14 protein-coding genes are annotated in these 18,250 nt (G+C 62.7%); all 14 read right to left on the reverse strand.

Translation table 11 applies throughout. The annotated features are described in order from the left end of the window. Positions 1 to 111: 111 nt before the first annotated feature. Positions 112 to 912: a formate dehydrogenase accessory sulfurtransferase FdhD gene (gene fdhD, locus QZ307_RS02595; protein WP_295995401.1), complete on the reverse strand. Its 801-nt coding sequence runs from the start codon at positions 910 to 912 to the stop codon at positions 112 to 114. Between the two features lie 343 nt (positions 913 to 1,255). Continuing rightward, entirely contained in the window at positions 1,256 to 1,867 is a 612-nt protein-coding gene (locus QZ307_RS02600) for a 4Fe-4S dicluster domain-containing protein (protein ID WP_295995404.1), read from the reverse strand. 14 nt (positions 1,868 to 1,881) lie between these two features. Further along, complete coding sequence (locus QZ307_RS02605; protein ID WP_295995408.1) at positions 1,882 to 4,623, reverse strand: molybdopterin-dependent oxidoreductase; 2,742 nt, start codon at positions 4,621 to 4,623, stop codon at positions 1,882 to 1,884. 361 nt (positions 4,624 to 4,984) lie between these two features. Next, the gene (locus QZ307_RS02610) at positions 4,985 to 5,596 is read right to left on the reverse strand and encodes a 4Fe-4S dicluster domain-containing protein (RefSeq protein WP_295995410.1); all 612 of its coding nucleotides are present in this window, start codon (positions 5,594 to 5,596) and stop codon (positions 4,985 to 4,987) included. Positions 5,597 to 5,611: 15 nt separating this feature from the next. Then, positions 5,612 to 8,347 carry a molybdopterin-dependent oxidoreductase gene (locus tag QZ307_RS02615; protein WP_295995412.1) on the reverse strand — a complete coding sequence of 912 codons (2,736 nt, stop codon included), beginning with the start codon at positions 8,345 to 8,347 and terminating at the stop codon, positions 5,612 to 5,614. 300 nt (positions 8,348 to 8,647) lie between these two features. Next, the gene (locus QZ307_RS02620) at positions 8,648 to 9,580 is read right to left on the reverse strand and encodes a slipin family protein (RefSeq protein ID WP_295995415.1); all 933 of its coding nucleotides are present in this window, start codon (positions 9,578 to 9,580) and stop codon (positions 8,648 to 8,650) included. A gap of 27 nt (positions 9,581 to 9,607) precedes the next feature. Further along, positions 9,608 to 10,042, reverse strand: a complete 435-nt coding sequence (locus tag QZ307_RS02625) for a GntR family transcriptional regulator (RefSeq protein ID WP_295995418.1) — start codon at positions 10,040 to 10,042, stop codon at positions 9,608 to 9,610. Positions 10,043 to 10,114: 72 nt separating this feature from the next. Continuing rightward, a complete protein-coding gene (gene nrfD / locus QZ307_RS02630) occupies positions 10,115 to 11,065 on the reverse strand; it encodes an NrfD/PsrC family molybdoenzyme membrane anchor subunit (protein ID WP_295995420.1) in 951 nt (316 codons plus the stop codon). 5 nt (positions 11,066 to 11,070) lie between these two features. After that, positions 11,071 to 13,140, reverse strand: coding sequence for a VacB/RNase II family 3'-5' exoribonuclease (locus QZ307_RS02635; RefSeq protein ID WP_295995423.1), 2,070 nt, complete (start codon positions 13,138 to 13,140; stop codon positions 11,071 to 11,073). A 3-nt stretch (positions 13,141 to 13,143) separates the two neighbouring features. Next, positions 13,144 to 14,451 carry a S41 family peptidase gene (locus QZ307_RS02640; RefSeq protein WP_295995426.1) on the reverse strand — a complete coding sequence of 436 codons (1,308 nt, stop codon included), beginning with the start codon at positions 14,449 to 14,451 and terminating at the stop codon, positions 13,144 to 13,146. An 88-nt stretch (positions 14,452 to 14,539) separates the two neighbouring features. After that, on the reverse strand, positions 14,540 to 15,454 hold the full coding sequence (gene ftsX, locus QZ307_RS02645; RefSeq protein ID WP_295995429.1) for a permease-like cell division protein FtsX: 915 nt from the start codon (positions 15,452 to 15,454) through the stop codon (positions 14,540 to 14,542). Beyond that, positions 15,447 to 16,151, reverse strand: coding sequence for a cell division ATP-binding protein FtsE (gene ftsE / locus QZ307_RS02650; protein ID WP_366143067.1), 705 nt, complete (start codon positions 16,149 to 16,151; stop codon positions 15,447 to 15,449). The genes ftsX and ftsE overlap by 8 nt, the downstream gene beginning before the upstream one ends. A 216-nt stretch (positions 16,152 to 16,367) precedes the next feature. Then, positions 16,368 to 17,345 carry a transketolase C-terminal domain-containing protein gene (locus tag QZ307_RS02655; RefSeq protein WP_295995432.1) on the reverse strand — a complete coding sequence of 326 codons (978 nt, stop codon included), beginning with the start codon at positions 17,343 to 17,345 and terminating at the stop codon, positions 16,368 to 16,370. A gap of 13 nt (positions 17,346 to 17,358) precedes the next feature. Continuing rightward, positions 17,359 to 18,192: a transketolase gene (locus QZ307_RS02660; protein WP_295995436.1), complete on the reverse strand. Its 834-nt coding sequence runs from the start codon at positions 18,190 to 18,192 to the stop codon at positions 17,359 to 17,361. Positions 18,193 to 18,250 lie beyond the last annotated feature (58 nt).

Here is an 18,250-nt window from a genome sequence, read left to right on the forward strand (position 1 = left end):
TTACTGGGCGGCCTTCGGCCGTCTTCTTTTTGGTGTTCAGACGGTGCCCTGCGGAACACCCCCGCCCTTTCGCTCCTCACCCAACGAGAGAGGGCGGGCAGTTGCCACGGGCTATTCCGCCGGTTTGATGCGGGTGGCGTGGGTGTAGACGTTGAACTTGCCGTTTTTGGCGAAGCCGATGAGAGTGATGCCGTGCTCGCAGGCCAGGGCGATGGACAGGTTCGTGGGCGCGCCCGGCGATATGACCACCGGCACGCCGATGCGAATGGCGCGCGCGATAATCTCACGGGGTACACGACCGCTGAACAGGAGAATCTTGTCGGAGGCATCGACGTGGTTCGCCAAACACCAGCCCGCCAGCTTATCGAGGGCGTTGTGGCGGCCGATATCCTCGAACCAAGCTACGAGCTCCCCTTCGCCATCTACCAGCACGGCGCTGTGCACGCCGCCGGTGCGATGGAACAGCTGGGAGTTCCCTTCCAAAAAGCCGATGCGCGTCGACACCTCTTCGGCTGTGAGCATGGGCTCGACCGACACCGAAGGCCGTGCCGTCGGACAGAGCACTCGGTCTACCACTGCTCCGGCCGTCTCGGGACGGCTGCTGTTTTCCCCGACGGTGCGCACGCGCACCTCGCCGGCCTCTTCGTCAACCTCAACCGATGCCACATCCTCGATGCAGTCGATTTTCCCCGAAGTGTAGAGGCTCCCGATAACTAGTTCGCGGATGTGCCAGGGCGAGCAGGTCATGTCGCGCACGGCCGCCCCGTCGACGAGTATCGTGAACACCACTTCTTCGATGACCGTGTCGATCTGATAGGTGCCCACTTCCTCTTCGAAGCGGCAAATGAGCTCATGGATGAATGAAGACGGACTTGCCTGGTCAACGGCTCCGTCAGATGCGCGCGTGTTCACGGCAACCTTTCTCGCAAGAGGGACAAGGCCATTATACCCACCACAGTGCGCCCTTGCCCCGCGCCCCGCCACCTCACGGCATCTTCACGACGACCCTTTACACGAGACACCCCGCATGAGCGCTGCAGCAGGACACAAGACCCTAGCCCTGCGTTGCGCGAAACTCCCTGCAAAGATCCTTCGCCCCCATTCCCAGGAGGCTGAAACATAACCCAGGCAAAAAAGGACGGCGACCGGGAGGAGGTCGCCGTCCACAGGGAGGGAGATATTTCCTTTAACCCGGGCGTCATCATCCATCAAAACGAGCGGCAACGCCAGGGATTCGATACTCCTCTTGACCGAACTAGGCTTCGTTCACCTTCTTCGGCAGATACCACACCGAGGGGTTGGTACCCTCTTCGGGCAGCAGCTGGAAGCCGCCCTCAGCCTCGGCTTGGGCCTTCAGCGTTTCCAAGTCGCCGAAGGTGCGAGCTCCGCCGGGGCAGGCAGCCACGCAGGCCTGCATCTGGCCATCACCGGCATCGATGCGCTCGGCGCAGAAGGTGCACTTGTCCATGGTGGCCGGCGGCATGGTGGGGTACATCAGCTCCTCGTACTCGTTGAGCTGCTCGCCAAAATAGCCCTCTTCGCTTTCCGCCAGGTGACGAGCGTCGTAAGGGCACACCGTCTGGCAGCTGCCGCAGCCGATGCACTCGTCCTTGTTGATGACGACAATGCCGTCGTCGCGCTTGACGGAAGCGCCTGTGGGACAAATCTCCACGCAGGGCGCGTTTTCGCAGTGCATGCACAGCATGGGATAGGACGTCATGCGCACGTCAGGATAGGCACCCTCCAGCTCGCGCGTCACACGGGAACGGCGCACACCCGGGCGGGTTCCATGGGCCTCTTTGCACGCCACCGAGCAGGCATGGCAGCCGATGCACTTCTTGAGGTCAATAAGCATTCCGTAAGTCATTATGGTCTCCCCCCTTAAGAGATCTTCTCGATCTTGACGCGGACCGTCTGATCAAGTGCGGAGCAGATGTGATCCAGACGCTTCGGATCACGGCCAGGCACCAGGTGCGCCACCGCCGTGCCCTTGCCCTTGGCAAGAGGCAGGAACTCGGAATTGGAGCCCCAGCTGCCGGCAATAACGCTCAGGCAATCCGGATGAATCTTCTCAGAGGTCATGATGGTGCCCTCCACGAACGAGTCGTGCAAGCTGGTCAGACGCACCTGATCGCCGTCAGCCAGGCCCTTGGCCTTCGCCGTCGCCGCATTCATCTCGATGGCGTAGGCGTAGGGGTTCTCGCGGTTGATCTCGTCGATGTAGGGATTCTCCACGCTCCAGGAGTCAACGTTGATGGAGTCGGTGTAGTAGATGGGGAACAGGTCGAAGTCGGGCTCGTCGAGCTCCCACTCCACCGAGGGCTTCCAGTCGGGGAACGGCTGATAGTCGTCGGTTTCCCAAGGAATGTCCAGCTTCTTGACGCTGGCCTCGATCTTCTCCTTGGCCTCGAACATGAAGTCCCAGTACAGCGGCACCTTGCCCGGGGCGTTATCGGCCCAGATGTACATCTCGTCGAAGTCGCGCGGATGGGTGTACACGCCGTTGGCCTTGAACCACTCCCAGTTGTGCTCCTCGTCTACCAGGCTCTTCAGCACCGAGTCGCAGAACGCCTCGATGTCGAACTTCTGGTCCATGGGAATGGAGTACTCCTCCTTGACACGGTACACGCTGTTCATCAGGCCGATGTAGTTGGCATCGAGACCCTTGCGGTGAGCCAGCTCGCCCATGATGGAGAAGATGCCCATGCCGCCGTCCTTCGGCTCCACAACCTTCTGCCACACACCGATGGTCCACGGAACATCCAGACCGCCGATAACGCGATGGTTCAGGAAGAAGTGGGGCAAGGGCTCGCTGCGCTCGAGGTAGTTGGCCTCAGGCAGGAAGATGTCGTAGTAGTAGGACGAGTCGTTGAGGAACAGATCGATGCCCACGATGAAGTCGAGCTTGCCCATGGTCTCGCGCATCTCGTCGTGGTTGGCCCACCACTTGATGGGGTTGCAGCCGTAGTACAGGGCAACCTTGATGGGCTGCGTGTGGTACAGATCGGGATTGGCCTGGGCAATGTTGAAGAACTGGGCGTCGGCGCCGATGGGCTGCAAGCCCAGCATGGACATGTCGGTGGGCACGTACTCGAACTCGCGCACGTTGCGATAGTACGAGCCCGGATAGGCCAGCATCAGGGACACGTCCTCGATGAAGCCGTCCTCTTCCCAAATGGCGGGGCGCCAGGTGACGTAGGGCTCCGCGTCGTCGGTCCAGCCGTTGCAGGCCGGGTCGAAGCCCAGCAGGCCGCCCACGGAGTTGGCCGAGCCCACCAGCACGTTCAGGAAGATGACCGACCAGCAGGCATGGAAGGCATGCTTGTGACGCGTCATGCCCGAGAACATGTCGACGCAGGCGGGACGGAACGGCATGGTCTTGCCGTCGATCTCGATGGTCTCGCCGATGCAGGCAGCCTCGCCGAACTCCTTAGCCACCTGACGGATGGTGTCAGCGGGCACCGAGGTGATGGCCTCCTGGTACTCGGGCGTGTACTTCTTGATGTGCTCCTTGTACAGGGTGAAGCCCGTGGTGCAGGCCTCACCATCCACCGTGAAGGTGCCTTCCAGGGCCGGAGCTGCGCACTCGTCGTAGGGCTTGGCCTTGTTGTCGGTGGTGTCCATGTACAGCGCCTTGTTGCTGCTCTTATCGCGCAGCACACGCTGGGTCTTATCACTGACCAAAGCCGGACCGTTAGTGCGGTTGGTCAGGTACTCGCGATCGATCAGATCGAGCTCGTGCACCAGCACGTAGGCGATGGAGTTGGCTGCCGCGGCGTCGGTGGAGGGCTTGATGGGCACCCACTGGTCGGCCGTTTCGGCGCCGGCACTCATGTGCGGGTCAAAGTTCACGACGCGCAGGCCCTCGGAGCGGCGCTGGGAGTACAGGCTGGCCGTCATGTTGAAGCCGTGACGCGTGGCTGCGCCAGCGTTTGTACCGAACTGGATAAGGTAGTTGCAGTACTTGTAGTCGGGCATGGCGTTGCCGGCGCCTGTGTAGATGTAGCTGAGCTGATGCACGCCGGTACCGCACAGGTCGGCCGTGGCGTTGGCGGGCTCGTAGGTGCCGTAGAGCGCGCCCAAAGCCATGCCCTTCACCAAGCTACCGGCCTGGCTGGACACCATGGAGAAGCTGCCGATGTTGCCCGGATTCTCGGCGGCGGCAGCAGAGAACTTCTCATCGATAATATCGAAAGCCTCGTCCCACTCGATCTCCACCCAGCCGGGATCCTCGTCGGGGCCCTTTTTGGGGTTGGTGCGCTTGAGCGGCTTGGTGATGCGGTTGGGATCGTAGAGCTGCATGATGCCCGCGGTGCCCTTGCCGCAGATATGGCCGTTGCCGATGGGGCTGTCGGGATTGCCCGTCAGCTCCACCACCACACCGTCGATGACGTGGGCCTTAATGGAGCAGTTGTTGAAGCACATGTTGCAGGTAGTGGGAATCCACTCCCCCGCGTTGGGATCGTAGGCCATCTTCTCAGGCACCAGCGATGTATTCGCCAGATCAGTCCCCTCTTTCTCTGCGGTACCCGAGGCGCATCCCGCAAGGCCCAGACCTACCGCGGCCGCGCCGGCTCCTGCCACGAACCCTCGACGGCTGACGTTCAGACCGTTCTCGCCCATGGTTTCTCCCCTCTCTTTTGTTTCCCCCTCGCACCTTTGCGAGGGACTCCTCGCATCCCCTTAGATGCATAGCGTCACAGTAACTTACAAGACTAGGACAATCCAGCGCTTGGATTATCCTAATTGACGGTTAATAAAAAGAGGAGTTTTCTGATCATCTTTACTTTTTTGCTGTCGCCAAAGGGAAATTGAGCCTCTCACAAGGGACGATGACAAAGTTACCGATTCTTAACTTTTTAATTACAGATCCCTAACAGAATTATGTAGAAATTGTGATTGCTCACTCATGCTTTACACAAAAAAGGGACGGCGACCGGGAGGGGGTCGCCGTCCACAGGGAGGGAGATGTCGTTTCGAAGCGCTACAGCTCGGTCACGTTGAACGGGATGTACCACACGCTGGGGTTCGTTCCCTCTTCGGGAAGCAGCTGGTAGCCGCCCTTGGCCTCGGCCTGGGCCTTCAGCTCTTCCAGCTCGCCGAAGACACGCGCCTTGGCGGGGCAGGCCGCCACGCAGGCCTGCATCTCGCCGTTGCCGGCGTCGATGCGGTCGGCGCAGAACGTGCACTTGTCCATGGTGCCGGCCGGCATCGTGGGATACATCAGCTCCTCGTACTCGTTGAGCTCTTCGCCGAAGTAGCCGTTCTCATCCTCACTGAACTGGCGAGCGTCGTAGGGGCAGGCGTTCATGCAGCTCTTGCAGCCGATGCACACGTCCTTGTCGATGACGACAATGCCGTCCTCACGCTTCTGCGAGGCGCCCGTCGGGCAGATTTCCACGCAGGGCGCGTTCTCGCACTGCATGCACAGCATCGGCACCGCGGTCTTGCGCACGTTAGGATAGGTGCCCTCGAACTCGCGCACTACCCTCGAGCGGCGCACGCCGGGGCGGGTGCCGTGGGCCTCCTTGCAGGCGGTGGCGCAGGCATGACAACCGACGCACTTCTTCAGGTCAATCAGCATTCCGTAGGTCATTATGCTCTACCCCCTCTAGGAAATTTTCTCGACTTTGGCACGTACCACCTGGTCGAACGCGGACACCACATGGTCCAAGCGCTCGGCGGTATTGCCGGGGATCAGGTTTACGATGTTCACGCCCTTGCCGCGCGCAACCTCCATCTTGCCCGACTGGCTGTCCCAGGTACCCACCACAGTCGATACGCACTCGGGATGGATACCCTCGGTAACCACCAGCTTGCCCTCGACCGTGTACCCGGCCATGCTCGTCAGGCGCACGGTGTCGCCGCTGGCCAGATTCTTTGCCTGGGCCGTGGCGGTGTTCATCTCGATGCAGTAGGTAACCCCGTCGTCCTCGTTGATCTCATTGATCCACGGGTTCTGCGGCGACCAGCTGTCCGTGTTCTGAGCGTTGGTGTAGTAGATCGGGAAGATATCGAAGGCCTCATCCTTGGCGTAGAAGTCCACGCCGGGGCGCCACTCGGGCAACGGGATGTAGTCGTCGGTCTCCCAGGGAATATCCAGCTCCTCGACTTTGGCTTCCACCTTCTCCTTGGCCTCCAGCATGAAGTCCCAGTAGAACGGAATGCGGCCCGCGGACTCGGAATCCCAGATGTACACCTCATCGACCGTGCGCGGCCGGGTGTAGATGCCGTGCTCGCGGAACCAGTCGAGGCCGTGCTCCTCGTCAATGAAGGACTTGTAAACGCTGTCGACGAATCGTTCGGGATCGAGGCGCTCATCGAGCGGCAGCGCGTACTCTTCCTTCAGGCGGTACATGGCGTTGAGGGTGCCGATGAAGGCGGCGTTGGACTCGGCGCCGGCACGCCACACCAGCTCGCCCCAGATGTCCATGTAGCCCGGCGCGTCGTCCTTGGCGGGCACGACCGGCTGCCAGAACTCCACGATCCACGGCACGTTCAGGCCGCCCGGCTGACGGTGGTTCAGGTACCACTGCGGCAGCACGTCGTAGCGCTCGAGGTAGCAGGCCTCGGGAATCATGATATCGGTGAAGTAGGACGTATCGTTCAGAGAGATGTCGCAGCCCACGACGAACTCCAACTCGGAGAACACCTTGATCTGCTCGTCCACATTGCCCCACCACTTCAGCGGGTTGCAGCCGTACCAGAACAGGCCACGGATCGGCGTCGTGCCGTAGCGCTCGGGGTCGCTCTGGCACACGTGCACGAAGTGACCGTCCTCGGACAGCGGCTGCAGCTGAGCCAGGGTCATATCCACCGGCGTGTAGTCGTTGTTGCGAATATCTTCGTAGTTGTTGGAAGGCGTGCCGGGGAAGAAGCTGTTGCCCACGATGAAGCCATCGTCTTCCCAGATGCCGATATCGTAACCGGCCTGGGGGTTGCCCTCGATCCAGCCATGGTTGCGCGGAGCAAAGCCCAGAAGACCGCCGACGGAGTTGGCAGCGCCCACCAGCAGGTTCAGCATCAAGCAGCTCCAGGTGGTCAGAATGGCATGCTTGTGGCGGGATACGCCGGAGAAGATATCGACCGCCGCAGGACGATGGCGGAACGTCTTGCCCTCGATCTCGATGGTGTCGCCGGACAGGGCCACCGTGCCGAACTCCTCGGCCACCTGACGCAGCGTGGCAGCGGGCACCGTGGTGATCTCTTCGGCCCACTCGGGCGTCATATCCTTGATGTGCTCCTTGTAGATCTCGAAGGCGGTGCGGTACTTCACGCCATCGACCTCATACTCACCCTCGAGCGCCGGCTGCTGGCATTCATCGTAGGGCTTCGCCTTCTTGTCGGCCTCGTCCCAGAACAGCGCCTTGTTGCTGGACTTGTCGCGCAGAACGCGCTGGGTTTTGGAGTCGATCAGCGCCGGGGCATTGGTGCGCTCGGCCAGGTACTCGCGATCGATGAGGCCCTTCTCCATCAGCACATTGGCCATGGCCAGAGCGGCGGCGGCATCGGAGCCGGGGCGCACGGGCACCCACAGGTCGGCCTTTTCAGCGCCAGCGCTCATGTGGGGATCGAAGTTAACCAGACGCAGGCCCTCGTTAGCGCGCAGGTCAGCCAAGCGATCGACGGTCATGTTGAAGCCATGACGCGTAGCGGTGCCTGCCTGGGTGCCGAACTGAACGATGTAGCGGCAATACTGGTAGTCGGGCATAGCGTTGCCGGTGCCCGTGAACATTTTCTCGACCACATGGATGCCCGCACCGCAGATGTCAGACAAAAGGCCCTGGGCACCGCCGAAGGTGCACGCCAGCGCTGCCGCGCGCTGCGTACTGGCATTCAGGGTCGACACCATGGAGGCACCGCCGATGGCCATGGGATTCTCAGCAGCAATGGGACCGAGTCCGGCGAAGATAGCGTCCCAGGCCTCATCCCAGGAAATCTCAACCCAACCGGGATCCTGATCCAAGCCCTTCTTCGGGTTGGTGCGCTTCAGCGGCTTCGTCAGACGGGTGGGATCGTACAGCGTCATGATGCCCGCCGCGCCCTTGGCGCAAATGTGGCCGCCGCCGATGCCGTCGGGATTGCCCGTCAGCTCGACGACCACGCCGTCAACGACGTGAGCCTTAATGGAGCAGTTGTTGAAGCACATGTTGCAGACCGTGGGAATCCACTCCCCGGCGTTCGGATCGTAGGCTACCTTCTCGGCAGCGGGCGACGTGCTCGCCAGATCCGTACCCTCCTTCTCTGCGGTGCCCGAAGCGCATCCCGCAAGACCAGCTCCAAGAGCCGCTGCACCGGCTCCTGCCACGAACCCTCGACGGCTGACGTTCAGACCGTTCTCGCCCATGGTTTTACCCCCTTCTATTTCTTTGAACCCCCGCATCATGCGGGAGCCCTCTTAGCCTTCCCTCCCCGGGAAAGCCCTCCTCGCATCTCTCTGATGCATATTGTCAAGGTACACTACTACACTATGACAATCAACCACTTAGATTGTCCTACTTGATGAATAATAAGTCTTACCTATGGGTAACTTTTCCCTGTTCAGAAGACAGACAGCGCGTTCAGAGCCCTGCCGCACTTGGGCGTCGAAAGCAAAGCGACCCTTTCGCACCCAGGCAAAAGGGCTGCTTATTCGCGATAGCGCTACCTACTTGAGGAATCCTTCGATGTTGTTGAATGCCTCGCCAAAGGCACTGGGCGCAATGATGAGGCCGCCCTTTTCCTTCACACTCTCGTAGATAAGATTCATGGTGCGCAACTGCAGGGCCTTGTCGTTCTGCTCATAGACCGAGGCTGCCTCAACGAACATCTCGGAGATGTCCTTCTCCACCTCGGCCAGCAGCAGACGCGAGTTACGCTCGCGCTCGGCCTGAGCCTCTTTGGAAAGCGCGTCCTGCAAGTCCGACGGCACGGCAATGTCGCGAATCTCGACAGAGATGACCGTAATGCCCCAGGTGCGCGTCTTCTCCTCGAGTATTTCCTTGACCTCGTTGTCCAGCTGCTCGCGGCGCGTGGCCACCTCGGCCAGATTAATGCGACCTACGGCATCGCGCAAGGCCGTTTGGGCCGCCCACCACACGGCCGATGAATAGTCCTCCACCTCGACGCAAGCGTCCTTCGGGTCCCACACCATCCAGAACAGCACGGCGTCGATGCCCAGCGGCACCAGGTCGGCCGTCAGCGCCTCTTCAGCCGAAAAGGGCGTGGTGATCATGCGCTGGTCGACGCGGGCCGCCACCGACTCCACAATGGGAGCCACGAAGTAAAGGCCCGGGCCACCGATGCGATCGAACCGCCCCAAGCGCAGGATGACCACGCGCTCCCATTGGGGCGCAATGCGCACGGAGGCGGCCACGAGGAGACCGATCAGGGCTCCCCCAATGAGCGCCACCGCTTCGTTCACCGTCCAAAGGGCCAAGGCGAATACACCTGCAACTATGAGAAACACCGCCACCGCAAACACGTAGACGCTGTTGCGCGATGTCTTCTTCGCCATGGGCGCGGCCATGGAACCGGCCAGCGCCGTAGCGCGGGCCGTGGACGGCTGCTCCCCTTGGGCCTGCTTCGCTTTGTCCCTCACAACGACCCCCTCGGTCGAACGTAGCTCTTAGACGTTGCCCCCCAGCAAGATGAGCTGCTCGGACACTAAATCGTGGATATCTTCCGAGCGCATGCCCTTGGTAAGGGCCTGCTGCACGAAATCGATGGCCAGGGCCTCCACGTCCTCATCGACGGCCGAGAGCTTGACCCCCTTGAGATCGGAGACGTAAGTACCGCGACCACGCTGCGTATAAATATAGCCATCGCGCTCGAGGTCCTGGTACACCTTGTTCACCGTGTTGTAGTTGACGCCGAGACGCACCGACAGCTCGCGCACCGACGGCAACCGGTCGCCGCGCTCGAACTTCCCCGCAGAAATAAGGTAGACCAGGCGCTTGCGAATCTGAATCCAAATAGGCACGACGCTGCGCTCGTTAATGCGGAAAGAGCAGGCATCCTCTTGGGCGCCCACAGCATCGCGCACCTCTTCTTTTGTCGCCATATTCGTGCCTTTCTCTTAGCTTACGTGTCATAGTACCACAGAGGACGACGACAGCAAAAGCGCGGCAAGCCCCTAGCTCCAGAACGGCAGCACACTCATAAAGGCCAGATTGAAGCGCTGCGTGGCCATGAGTAGCACCACGCGCAACACCAAACCGCCCACCAGCGTTCCCGCCGCTCCCAGGGCCACAGCGGGAAACGAGGGAGTGGCGCGGCAGACCACATCCACCGAGAACGGCGCCACGAGACCCAGCACCACCACCCCGCCCCAAAATGCCGGCGCCAGCGAGCCGGTGAGCACCAGCAGAGCGCCGCTGCGGGCCGGAAAGCCGCTAGCAAGCGAAACAACCAGAAACACCAGCAGCGCCACCGCCTCCAGGACGATCAGCGCCGCGTCGAGCCCCAGCAAACCGCGAGCGCCTTCCATCATGCCCGGCACGGGCTGTCGGAAAAAGGCAACGACCATGAGCGCGGCAAGCCCCGTCGCCATTGCAGAGGCCACGAAGAGCACGGGAATCCAGGGCGTGTGCAGAAAAGGCAGCGAGGGATACAGCGCCAGGAAGACACCGGAGTACACTACCACGAAGAGGGCGAATCCCGTGGCCAGCAAGCTGCATCCCAGCTCGATGGCGCGCAGAATCACCCGCCGCGCCGAGGGGTCGACATCGCCCTCGTCGCTGCCGTCGGCCGCTACCACGCCCAGCACCAGCGCTCCAAAGGCGGTCACCGCGAACAGCAGGATGGCCCAAGCTCCCATCGAGAGCAAGCTTTGGTTCGAGACAAAGAAGAGGTAGAGCGCCTTCTCCGGCACCCCCAAGTCAAGCACGAGGAACGCGGCACTGGCCACCACCAGCACCGGCCCGAGCACGAGCCCCGCGTCGGTCACCGGGCTCACGCGGGCAAACCATCCGCGGGCCGCGTCGGGCCGGAAGCGCAGTGTCAAATCGACGATCGACCCCAGCAGGAAGGCGCCGCCGCCCGCACCGGCGAAGAACAGATACAGTGCGATGTAGATGCTGACCATGACCCCTAGGCCCCTTCCCCACCGGCCAATCCGAATTCCAGGGTGAACGTGGCTGGGTTCGCCACCTTGAGTCTGACGGCCACGCGCTGGCCGAGCCGATAGCGCTTGCCGCTGTCGGCCCCGATCAAGGTATGACCCTCGGGATCGAAGGCGAAGTACTCGTCGCCCAAGGCCCGCACGGGCAAAAGCCCCTCGGCCGTGCAATCGAGGCGCACGTACAGCCCGTAGGTAGCCACCCCCGAAACCACCGCCGAGAATGCCTGGCCCACAAACTGCTGCAGGTACTCGATCATCTTGAGCTCCTGGGACTGACGTGCCGCCTCGTCGGCCACCCGCTCCATAGTCGAGGAGTGCTCGGCAATCCAGGGCAGCGCTGCCACTTCCTGATCGAACTTTTCGGGACGGCGCGTCAGAGCGGCGCGCAGCATACGGTGCACCACCAGGTCGGGATAGCGGCGAATAGGGCTCGTGAAGTGGCAGTAGGCTTCGCTGGCCAAGCCGTAGTGGCCCTCGTTCACCGGACGGTACAGGGCCCGTTTCATGGAGCGCAGCAGCAGCGACGAAACCAGCTCGCCCTCGGGGCGGTCTGCCGCCAGCGCGAGGATATCCTGGATAACATGGGGATCGCCCGCCACCAGGCGCGTCGTCATAGACGCCTCGAACCACGGGAACTCCTGGAAGATGGGCACCAGTCCCGCCAGGGCGTCTGCCGCCGGCGCCTCGTGCACGCGGAAGATGCCGGGAAACTTCTTCTGCTCCAAAAACGCCGCCACGGTCTCGTTGGCCAAGATCATGGCCTCTTCCACGAGAGCCGTCGCATCGGTCTTATGGCGCAGGGCAATGTCGACGGGGCGCCCCTCGTCATCGAGCACCACCTTGGCCTCGGTGGTGGAGAAGTCGATGCCGCCGGCCTCGCGGCGCGCCGCATCGCGCAACTTCGCCAAACGCGAGCAGGCCACCAGACGCCACGACAGATCGACGCCGACGGCGGAAGCGGCCTTGTAGTCCACCAGGATGTCGGCCACCTCGGGGTAGCTCAAACGATGGTTCGAGCGGATAAGCGACGGGTAGATGTCCGAGCGCAGCACCTGGCCCTGATCGTTCAGGTACAAATCAACGGTCATCGCGCGCCGGTCCTCGTCGGGACGCAGCGAGCACAGGTTGTCGGAGAGAGCCGGAGGCAGCATGGGAATGACGCGGTCGACCAGATACACGCTGGTGGCCCGGCGACGGGCGTCCAGATCGACCGAGGATCCCCAGGGCACATAGTGCGACACGTCGGCGATATGCACGCCGCAGCGCCACACGCCCCGGGCCGAGCGCTTCTCGCGCTCCAACGGCTGCAGCGTGGCTAGATCGACGGTGGCTATGTTCCAGTCTCCGTCGCGCCCCACATAGTCCATGGACAGCGCATCGTCGAAATCTTTCGCATCGACGGGGTCGATGGTGAACACGAAGCGATCCCGCAGGTCGCGATAGCCGGCGGCCAAGGCACCCTCCGCGTCGAGCGTCGCCGCGGCCGCATCGGCAAGCGCCCCTTCCGAAAAGACCGTCTCCAGCTTGTGACGCCCGATGATAAGGTCGACCCCTACCGTGGCCTCGTCGGCCTTCTCGGCGATGACCTCCTCGATAACGCCCGTGGCGGCGCTGTGGCGCGAGGGGAACTGGGAGATGCGCACGCGCACGAGCGCGCCGTCGGGCACGTCGGGATAATCGGCGCGCATGGTAAACACGTCATAGGGAATGCGGGCGTCGGCGGGCACCACCACCCCGAAGGGCTCGGCCACCTCGTAGCGGCCCACCACCGTGTCATGGGCGCGATCGATAACGCGCAGAATACGGGCCGCCGGCTGAGAGCCGGGCGCGCCCTCACCGCCCCGCCCCTTGCCGCGCAACGGCGCTATTTCAACAAGATCACCGTCGAAGGCGCCTCCCATGGCGCTCGCGGGAATGAAGTACTCCCCTTCGGCGGTCTGCACAAAGCCGTAGCCCTCAGTGCGCGCCACCAGCACGCCGCGGGGCTGGGCCTTGGGACGGCGGCGCGTGGCCGCTCGACGCGTGCGGGAACGAGCCATGGCCTACGCCTCCTTCGCAAGGGCCCGGGCCGTATCGAGCGCCACAATGCGCTGATCGTCCGTCTTGCCGTCAGCGTCGCCGTTGGCCACAACGGCCTGGGGCACGATGCCCGTGTCGTCAATGTGATAGCCGAGCGGCGTGAGGTACAGCGCCGCGGTGTAGCGCACCGCACCGCCGAAATCCAGCTCGCGCACTACTTGCACCGAGCCTTTGCCCAAGGTGGTCTCCCCCACCAGCTGGGCGCGCTGATTGTCCTGCAGCGCTGCGGCCAGCACCTCGGCCGCAGCGGCCGTGTACTTGTTGACCAGCACCACCAAGGGCGCAGAGGTAATGGTGGCGCCCGACGCCTTTTTCGAGGAGGCCGGGCCGTCCACCGTCTGGATTTCTACAATAACGCCGCTCTCGATGAACAGGCTGGCGATATCGACGGCCTGGGTAAGGTAGCCGCCCGGATTGTCGCGCAGGTCGAGCACGAAGGAGGTGGCGCCTTCGGCGGTCAGCGCCTCGACCGCCTGCTTGACCAACTCGGCCGAGTTCTGGGTGATCTGGCGCAGCTTGATGACGCCCACCTTCCCCTTGGCCAGCTCGGTGCTGAGATTCGCCTCCTCGTACACCTTGCACAGCAGCGTGGTGGTGAAACTCTCTCCCGTTTGGGCATCAAGGCTCGTGGGGCGCATCCAGGTAATGGTCACCTCAGCGCCCTCGTCTTTGGCCAGGGCGTTCACCACTTCGGTCATGGACCAGGTGGCCACGTCGGTGCCGTCGATGGAGTCAAGGTAGTCGCCCTGCTGCACGCCCTTGGCTTCGGCCTCGGAGCCCTCGAACACATCGGCCACATAGGCGCGGCCGTTGTAGTCGGCGAAGACCACGCCGATGCCCGCATAGCTTCGATCCGTGGATTCCTTGATGTAGTTGTTGTACACATCGGGGTTGTAATAGGTGGCGTAGGGGTCGCCCGTGGACTTCATCAAATCGTCGAGCATGGTATAGGTGGCGTCGGTGAGGTTGATCTCATCAAGGCTGTACGTGGTAAGGATGCGCTCCACATCGCCGACGCGGGCCGTGATGGACTCCTCATTGCTTTGAGCGGCGGCCTGGTTGAGCGCCTCCTGCTCGGCATCGGTGACGGGAATGCCCCAGGAGGCAATGAGCTCGGTTTGGCTGCGCAGCACGAAACCGCCCACAAAGGCCACCGCCAGCAAGATGAACACGATAAACAAGCGGAACAGCAGGCGGTTGTTCGCACGCTCCATGCGACGCGCGCCGCGGGCCTGCGGATTGGGCACCGTGTGCCGAGCCTTATGAGCCATGGATCTGCACTCCTTCTCAAAACGAAACGCGACCCCGCGGCGATGAGCCGAAGGGTCGCGCCAACAACTTAAATTGTACCCGCCGCCGCTAGACTTTCAAGTAGCGACGCATGGCGAAGGCCGAACCGATAAGGCCGATGATGAGGCCGGCCACCACCAGCGAGATGTAGATCATCGCGTAAGTGGTGCCGCTGACATCGAGCGACAGGAACGACAGGGCATTCTGCAGCTTCGGCATGGCGTACATGCGCAGCAGCTGCAGCACGCCCACGGCCAGAAGCGAGCCGATGAGCGCATGGAGCGCGCCTTCCATCAGGAAGGGCCCGCGAATGAAGCCGTTGGAGGCACCCACCAGGCGCATGATGGCAATTTCCTTGCGGCGCGCCATGATGGCCAGGCGAATGGTGTTGTTGATAAACACGAGCGCAATGAACACGAGCAGCACGATAAGGGCCGCGCCCAGGTAGCGCACGTACTTCGTCACCGAGAACAGCTTGTCCACCGTCTTCTGGCCGTACTTCAGCGAGTCAGCCGGATCGTCGGGGTTGTCGCAAATGGTGCGGAACGTCTCGTTGGCCTCGATGTCGTCGGCAATTTGGTCGACCATCTGCGGGTCGGACAAGTCGATGTCGATGGAGGCGGGCAGCGGATTCGTGCCGTCCAGCTGCTCGATGATCTCGGGGTTGGTGGTCATGGACTCCTTGAACTTCTCAAGAGCCTGATCCTTGGTGGTGAAGCCCACCGTGGCCACGCCGTTCATGCCCTTGATGGTGTTCATGAGCTCATCGATGGACTCCTGCGGAGCGTCGTCGGCCACGTAGGCGGTGATGGACACCTCGGACTCGATGGAGGACACGAGGCGCTCGACAATGGTGCCGCCCACCAAGAACACACCGATGATGAGCAGCGACAGGAAAATGGTGATGATGGAGCCAAGCGTGGTGGAGAGGTTGCGGGCAAAGCCCTGCAGCGACTCCTTGAAGAAGTAGAACAGACTAGACATCGAAACCGTACACCCCCCTGTCTTGGTCGCGGGTGAGGTGGCCGCGGTCCAGCGCAATAACGCGGCGGCGCATGTTGTCGACCATCTCGCGGTCGTGGGTAGCCACCAGCACCGTGGTGCCCGTGCGGTTAATGCGCTCGAGCAGATCCATGATGCCGCGGGAGGTTTGCGGGTCGAGATTGCCCGTGGGCTCGTCGCAGATGAGCAGCGGCGGGCGGTTCACGATGGCGCGGGCAATGGACACGCGCTGCTGCTGACCGCCGGACAGCTGGTCGGGGTAGCTGTTGAGTTTTTCGGACAGGCCCACCAGGCGCAGCACCTCGGGAACCTGGGTCTTGATGACATGGCGGCTCTTGCCGATTACCTCGAGGGCGAAGGCCACGTTCTCGAACACCGTCTTGTTCGGCAGGAGCTTGAAGTCCTGGAACACGCAGCCGATGTTGCGGCGCAGGTAGGGCACGCGCCAGTTGCGCATGGTGGTAAGGTCCTCGTCGGCCACGTAGATCTTACCCGAGGTGGGCTTGATCTCGCGCGTGAGCAGGCGAATGAAGGTGGACTTACCGGAACCGGAGTGGCCCACCAGGAAAACGAACTCGCCCGCAAAGATTTGCAGCGTCACGTCGGAGAGCGCCGGCTTGTTCGGCTGGGCGGGATAGGTTTTGGTCACGTGATCGAAGGTGATGACCGGCGCACCCATGGGGGCGGCCATCTCATCGACTTCGAGGACGGGAAGCGACTGCGATAACTGGGAGGTCATCTGCGCTTTTCGCGAATGGCTGGCAGTGCCGCGCGCCGTTGGCTGGGCGGTGGGACGGCCAGCGTGACGACCAGTGCGCCCGGGGGCGTCCTGGTAAGGTTCATTCGTCACAGCTTGCTCCGTTCATGTTAATTGTGTACTGAGACGCTCGTAATTCTAGCACAGGCCCTTGCACGCCCGAACCTTCTTCACAGCCTCAACAATGGCGTCAGCGTCTAGTGAGAAGTAGGTAAGCAATTCGTCAAGATCGCCGGACTTGCCAAAACGGTCACGCACGCCTACCTGCTCAAGGGGCACCGGGTACTGCGCGGCGGTCAGCTCCGCCACGGCCGAGCCCAAGCCGCCGATAACCGAGTGCTCCTCGGCCACCACGGCGCAGCCCGTCTTCTTCAGCGACGCCAGAATGGTGTCCGCATCGAGGGGCTTCACCGAGAACGCGTCAATGACCTCGGCCTGAATACCCTCGGCCGCCAGGGCATCGGCCGCCAGAAGCGCTTCGCGAATTTCGATGCCGTTGGCCACGATGGTGACATCGGCGCCCTCGCGCAGCACATAGGCGCCGCCGATTTCCAGCTCGACGTCATCGTCGTAAACGCAGGGCACCGCCGCACGGCCCATGCGCACGTAGACCGGGCCGGGCGTGGCCGCCGCCAGCTTGAGGGCTGCACGGGCCGCCGCATAGTCGGCCGGCACCAGTACGCGCATGCCGGGCAGCCCGCGCATAAGGGACACGTCCTCGAGCATTTGGTGCGAGCCGCCGTCGGGACCCACCGACACGCCGGCATGGGTGGGGGCGATTTTCACATTGAGGTTGGAGTAGCACACCGTGTTGCGAATTTGATCGTAGGCGCGGCCCGTGCCGAACACGGCGAAGGAGCCCGTGAAGGCCACGTTGCCCGCCAAGGACAGGCCCGCGGCCACGTCGATCATGTTCTGCTCGGCAATACCGCAGTTGAACAGGCGGTCGCCATAGCCGGCGTCGGCCAGCTTCTTGGTGGTGGTGGAGCCCGTCAAATCGGCGTCCACGGCCACCACGGGAACGCCCGCCTCGGCCAGCTCGGCCAGGGTGGCGCCGTAGGCGGCGCGGGTTGCCTTCTTCGTCTGGGCCTTCTCGGCGTCAGCCAGTTTCACCATAATCGCACGCCTCCTATGCACAAGCGGCGGACAGCTCCGCCAACGCGGTTTCCAGTTCCTCGGCGCTCGGCGCCTTGCCGTGCCAGCCGGCGACGTTCTCCATGAACGAGACGCCCTTGCCCTTCACGGTGTGGGCGATGACGGCAAGGGGCGCGCCCGTATCGACCGCATTTTCCTTGGCCGCCGACAGCGTCGCGACGAGGGCGTCGATATCGTGGCCATCCACCTCGACGACATCCCAGCCGAAGGCAGCGAACTTCTCTCCCAGATTCTCGGGGTTGCACACATCGACGATGTTGCCATCGATTTGCAGGCCGTTGTTGTCGATGATGGCCACCAGGCGGCCCAGCTGCTGATGGGCGGCGAACATGGCCGCCTCCCACACCTGGCCCTCCTCGCACTCGCCATCGCCGAGCACGGTGAATACCACGCCGTCCTCACCGGAAAGGCGCAGACCGGCGGCCAGGCCGGCGGCCACGGAAAGCCCCTGGCCCAGCGAGCCCGTGGACACTTCCACGCCCGGCACCAGGTTGGAATCGGGATGGCCCTGCAGGCGGGTGCCCAGCTTGCGCAGGGTGTTCAGCTCGTCGGTGGGGAAATAGCCCGCATGGGCCAGCGTGGCGTACAGCGCCGGCGCCGCATGGCCCTTGGCCAGGATAAAGCGGTCGCGGCCGGGTTTCTTCGGATCAGCGGGATCGTAGTCCATCACGCCGCCGAAGTAGAGCGCCGTGAGGATATCGATGCAGGAGAGCGACCCGCCAGGGTGCCCGCTTCCCGCCTCGGTGATCATGGTCAGGATATCCTTGCGAAGATCATTGGCCTTGGCGGCCAGCTGGGCTGAGTCCATGGGCTTCCTTTCCTACCGATGATTGGTGAGATCATTGTACCTTATGAGACCCCTCACC

Origin of the sequence: uncultured Adlercreutzia sp., assembly GCA_910585575.1 — a bacterium.
Classification (GTDB): Bacteria; Actinomycetota; Coriobacteriia; order Coriobacteriales; family Eggerthellaceae; genus Adlercreutzia.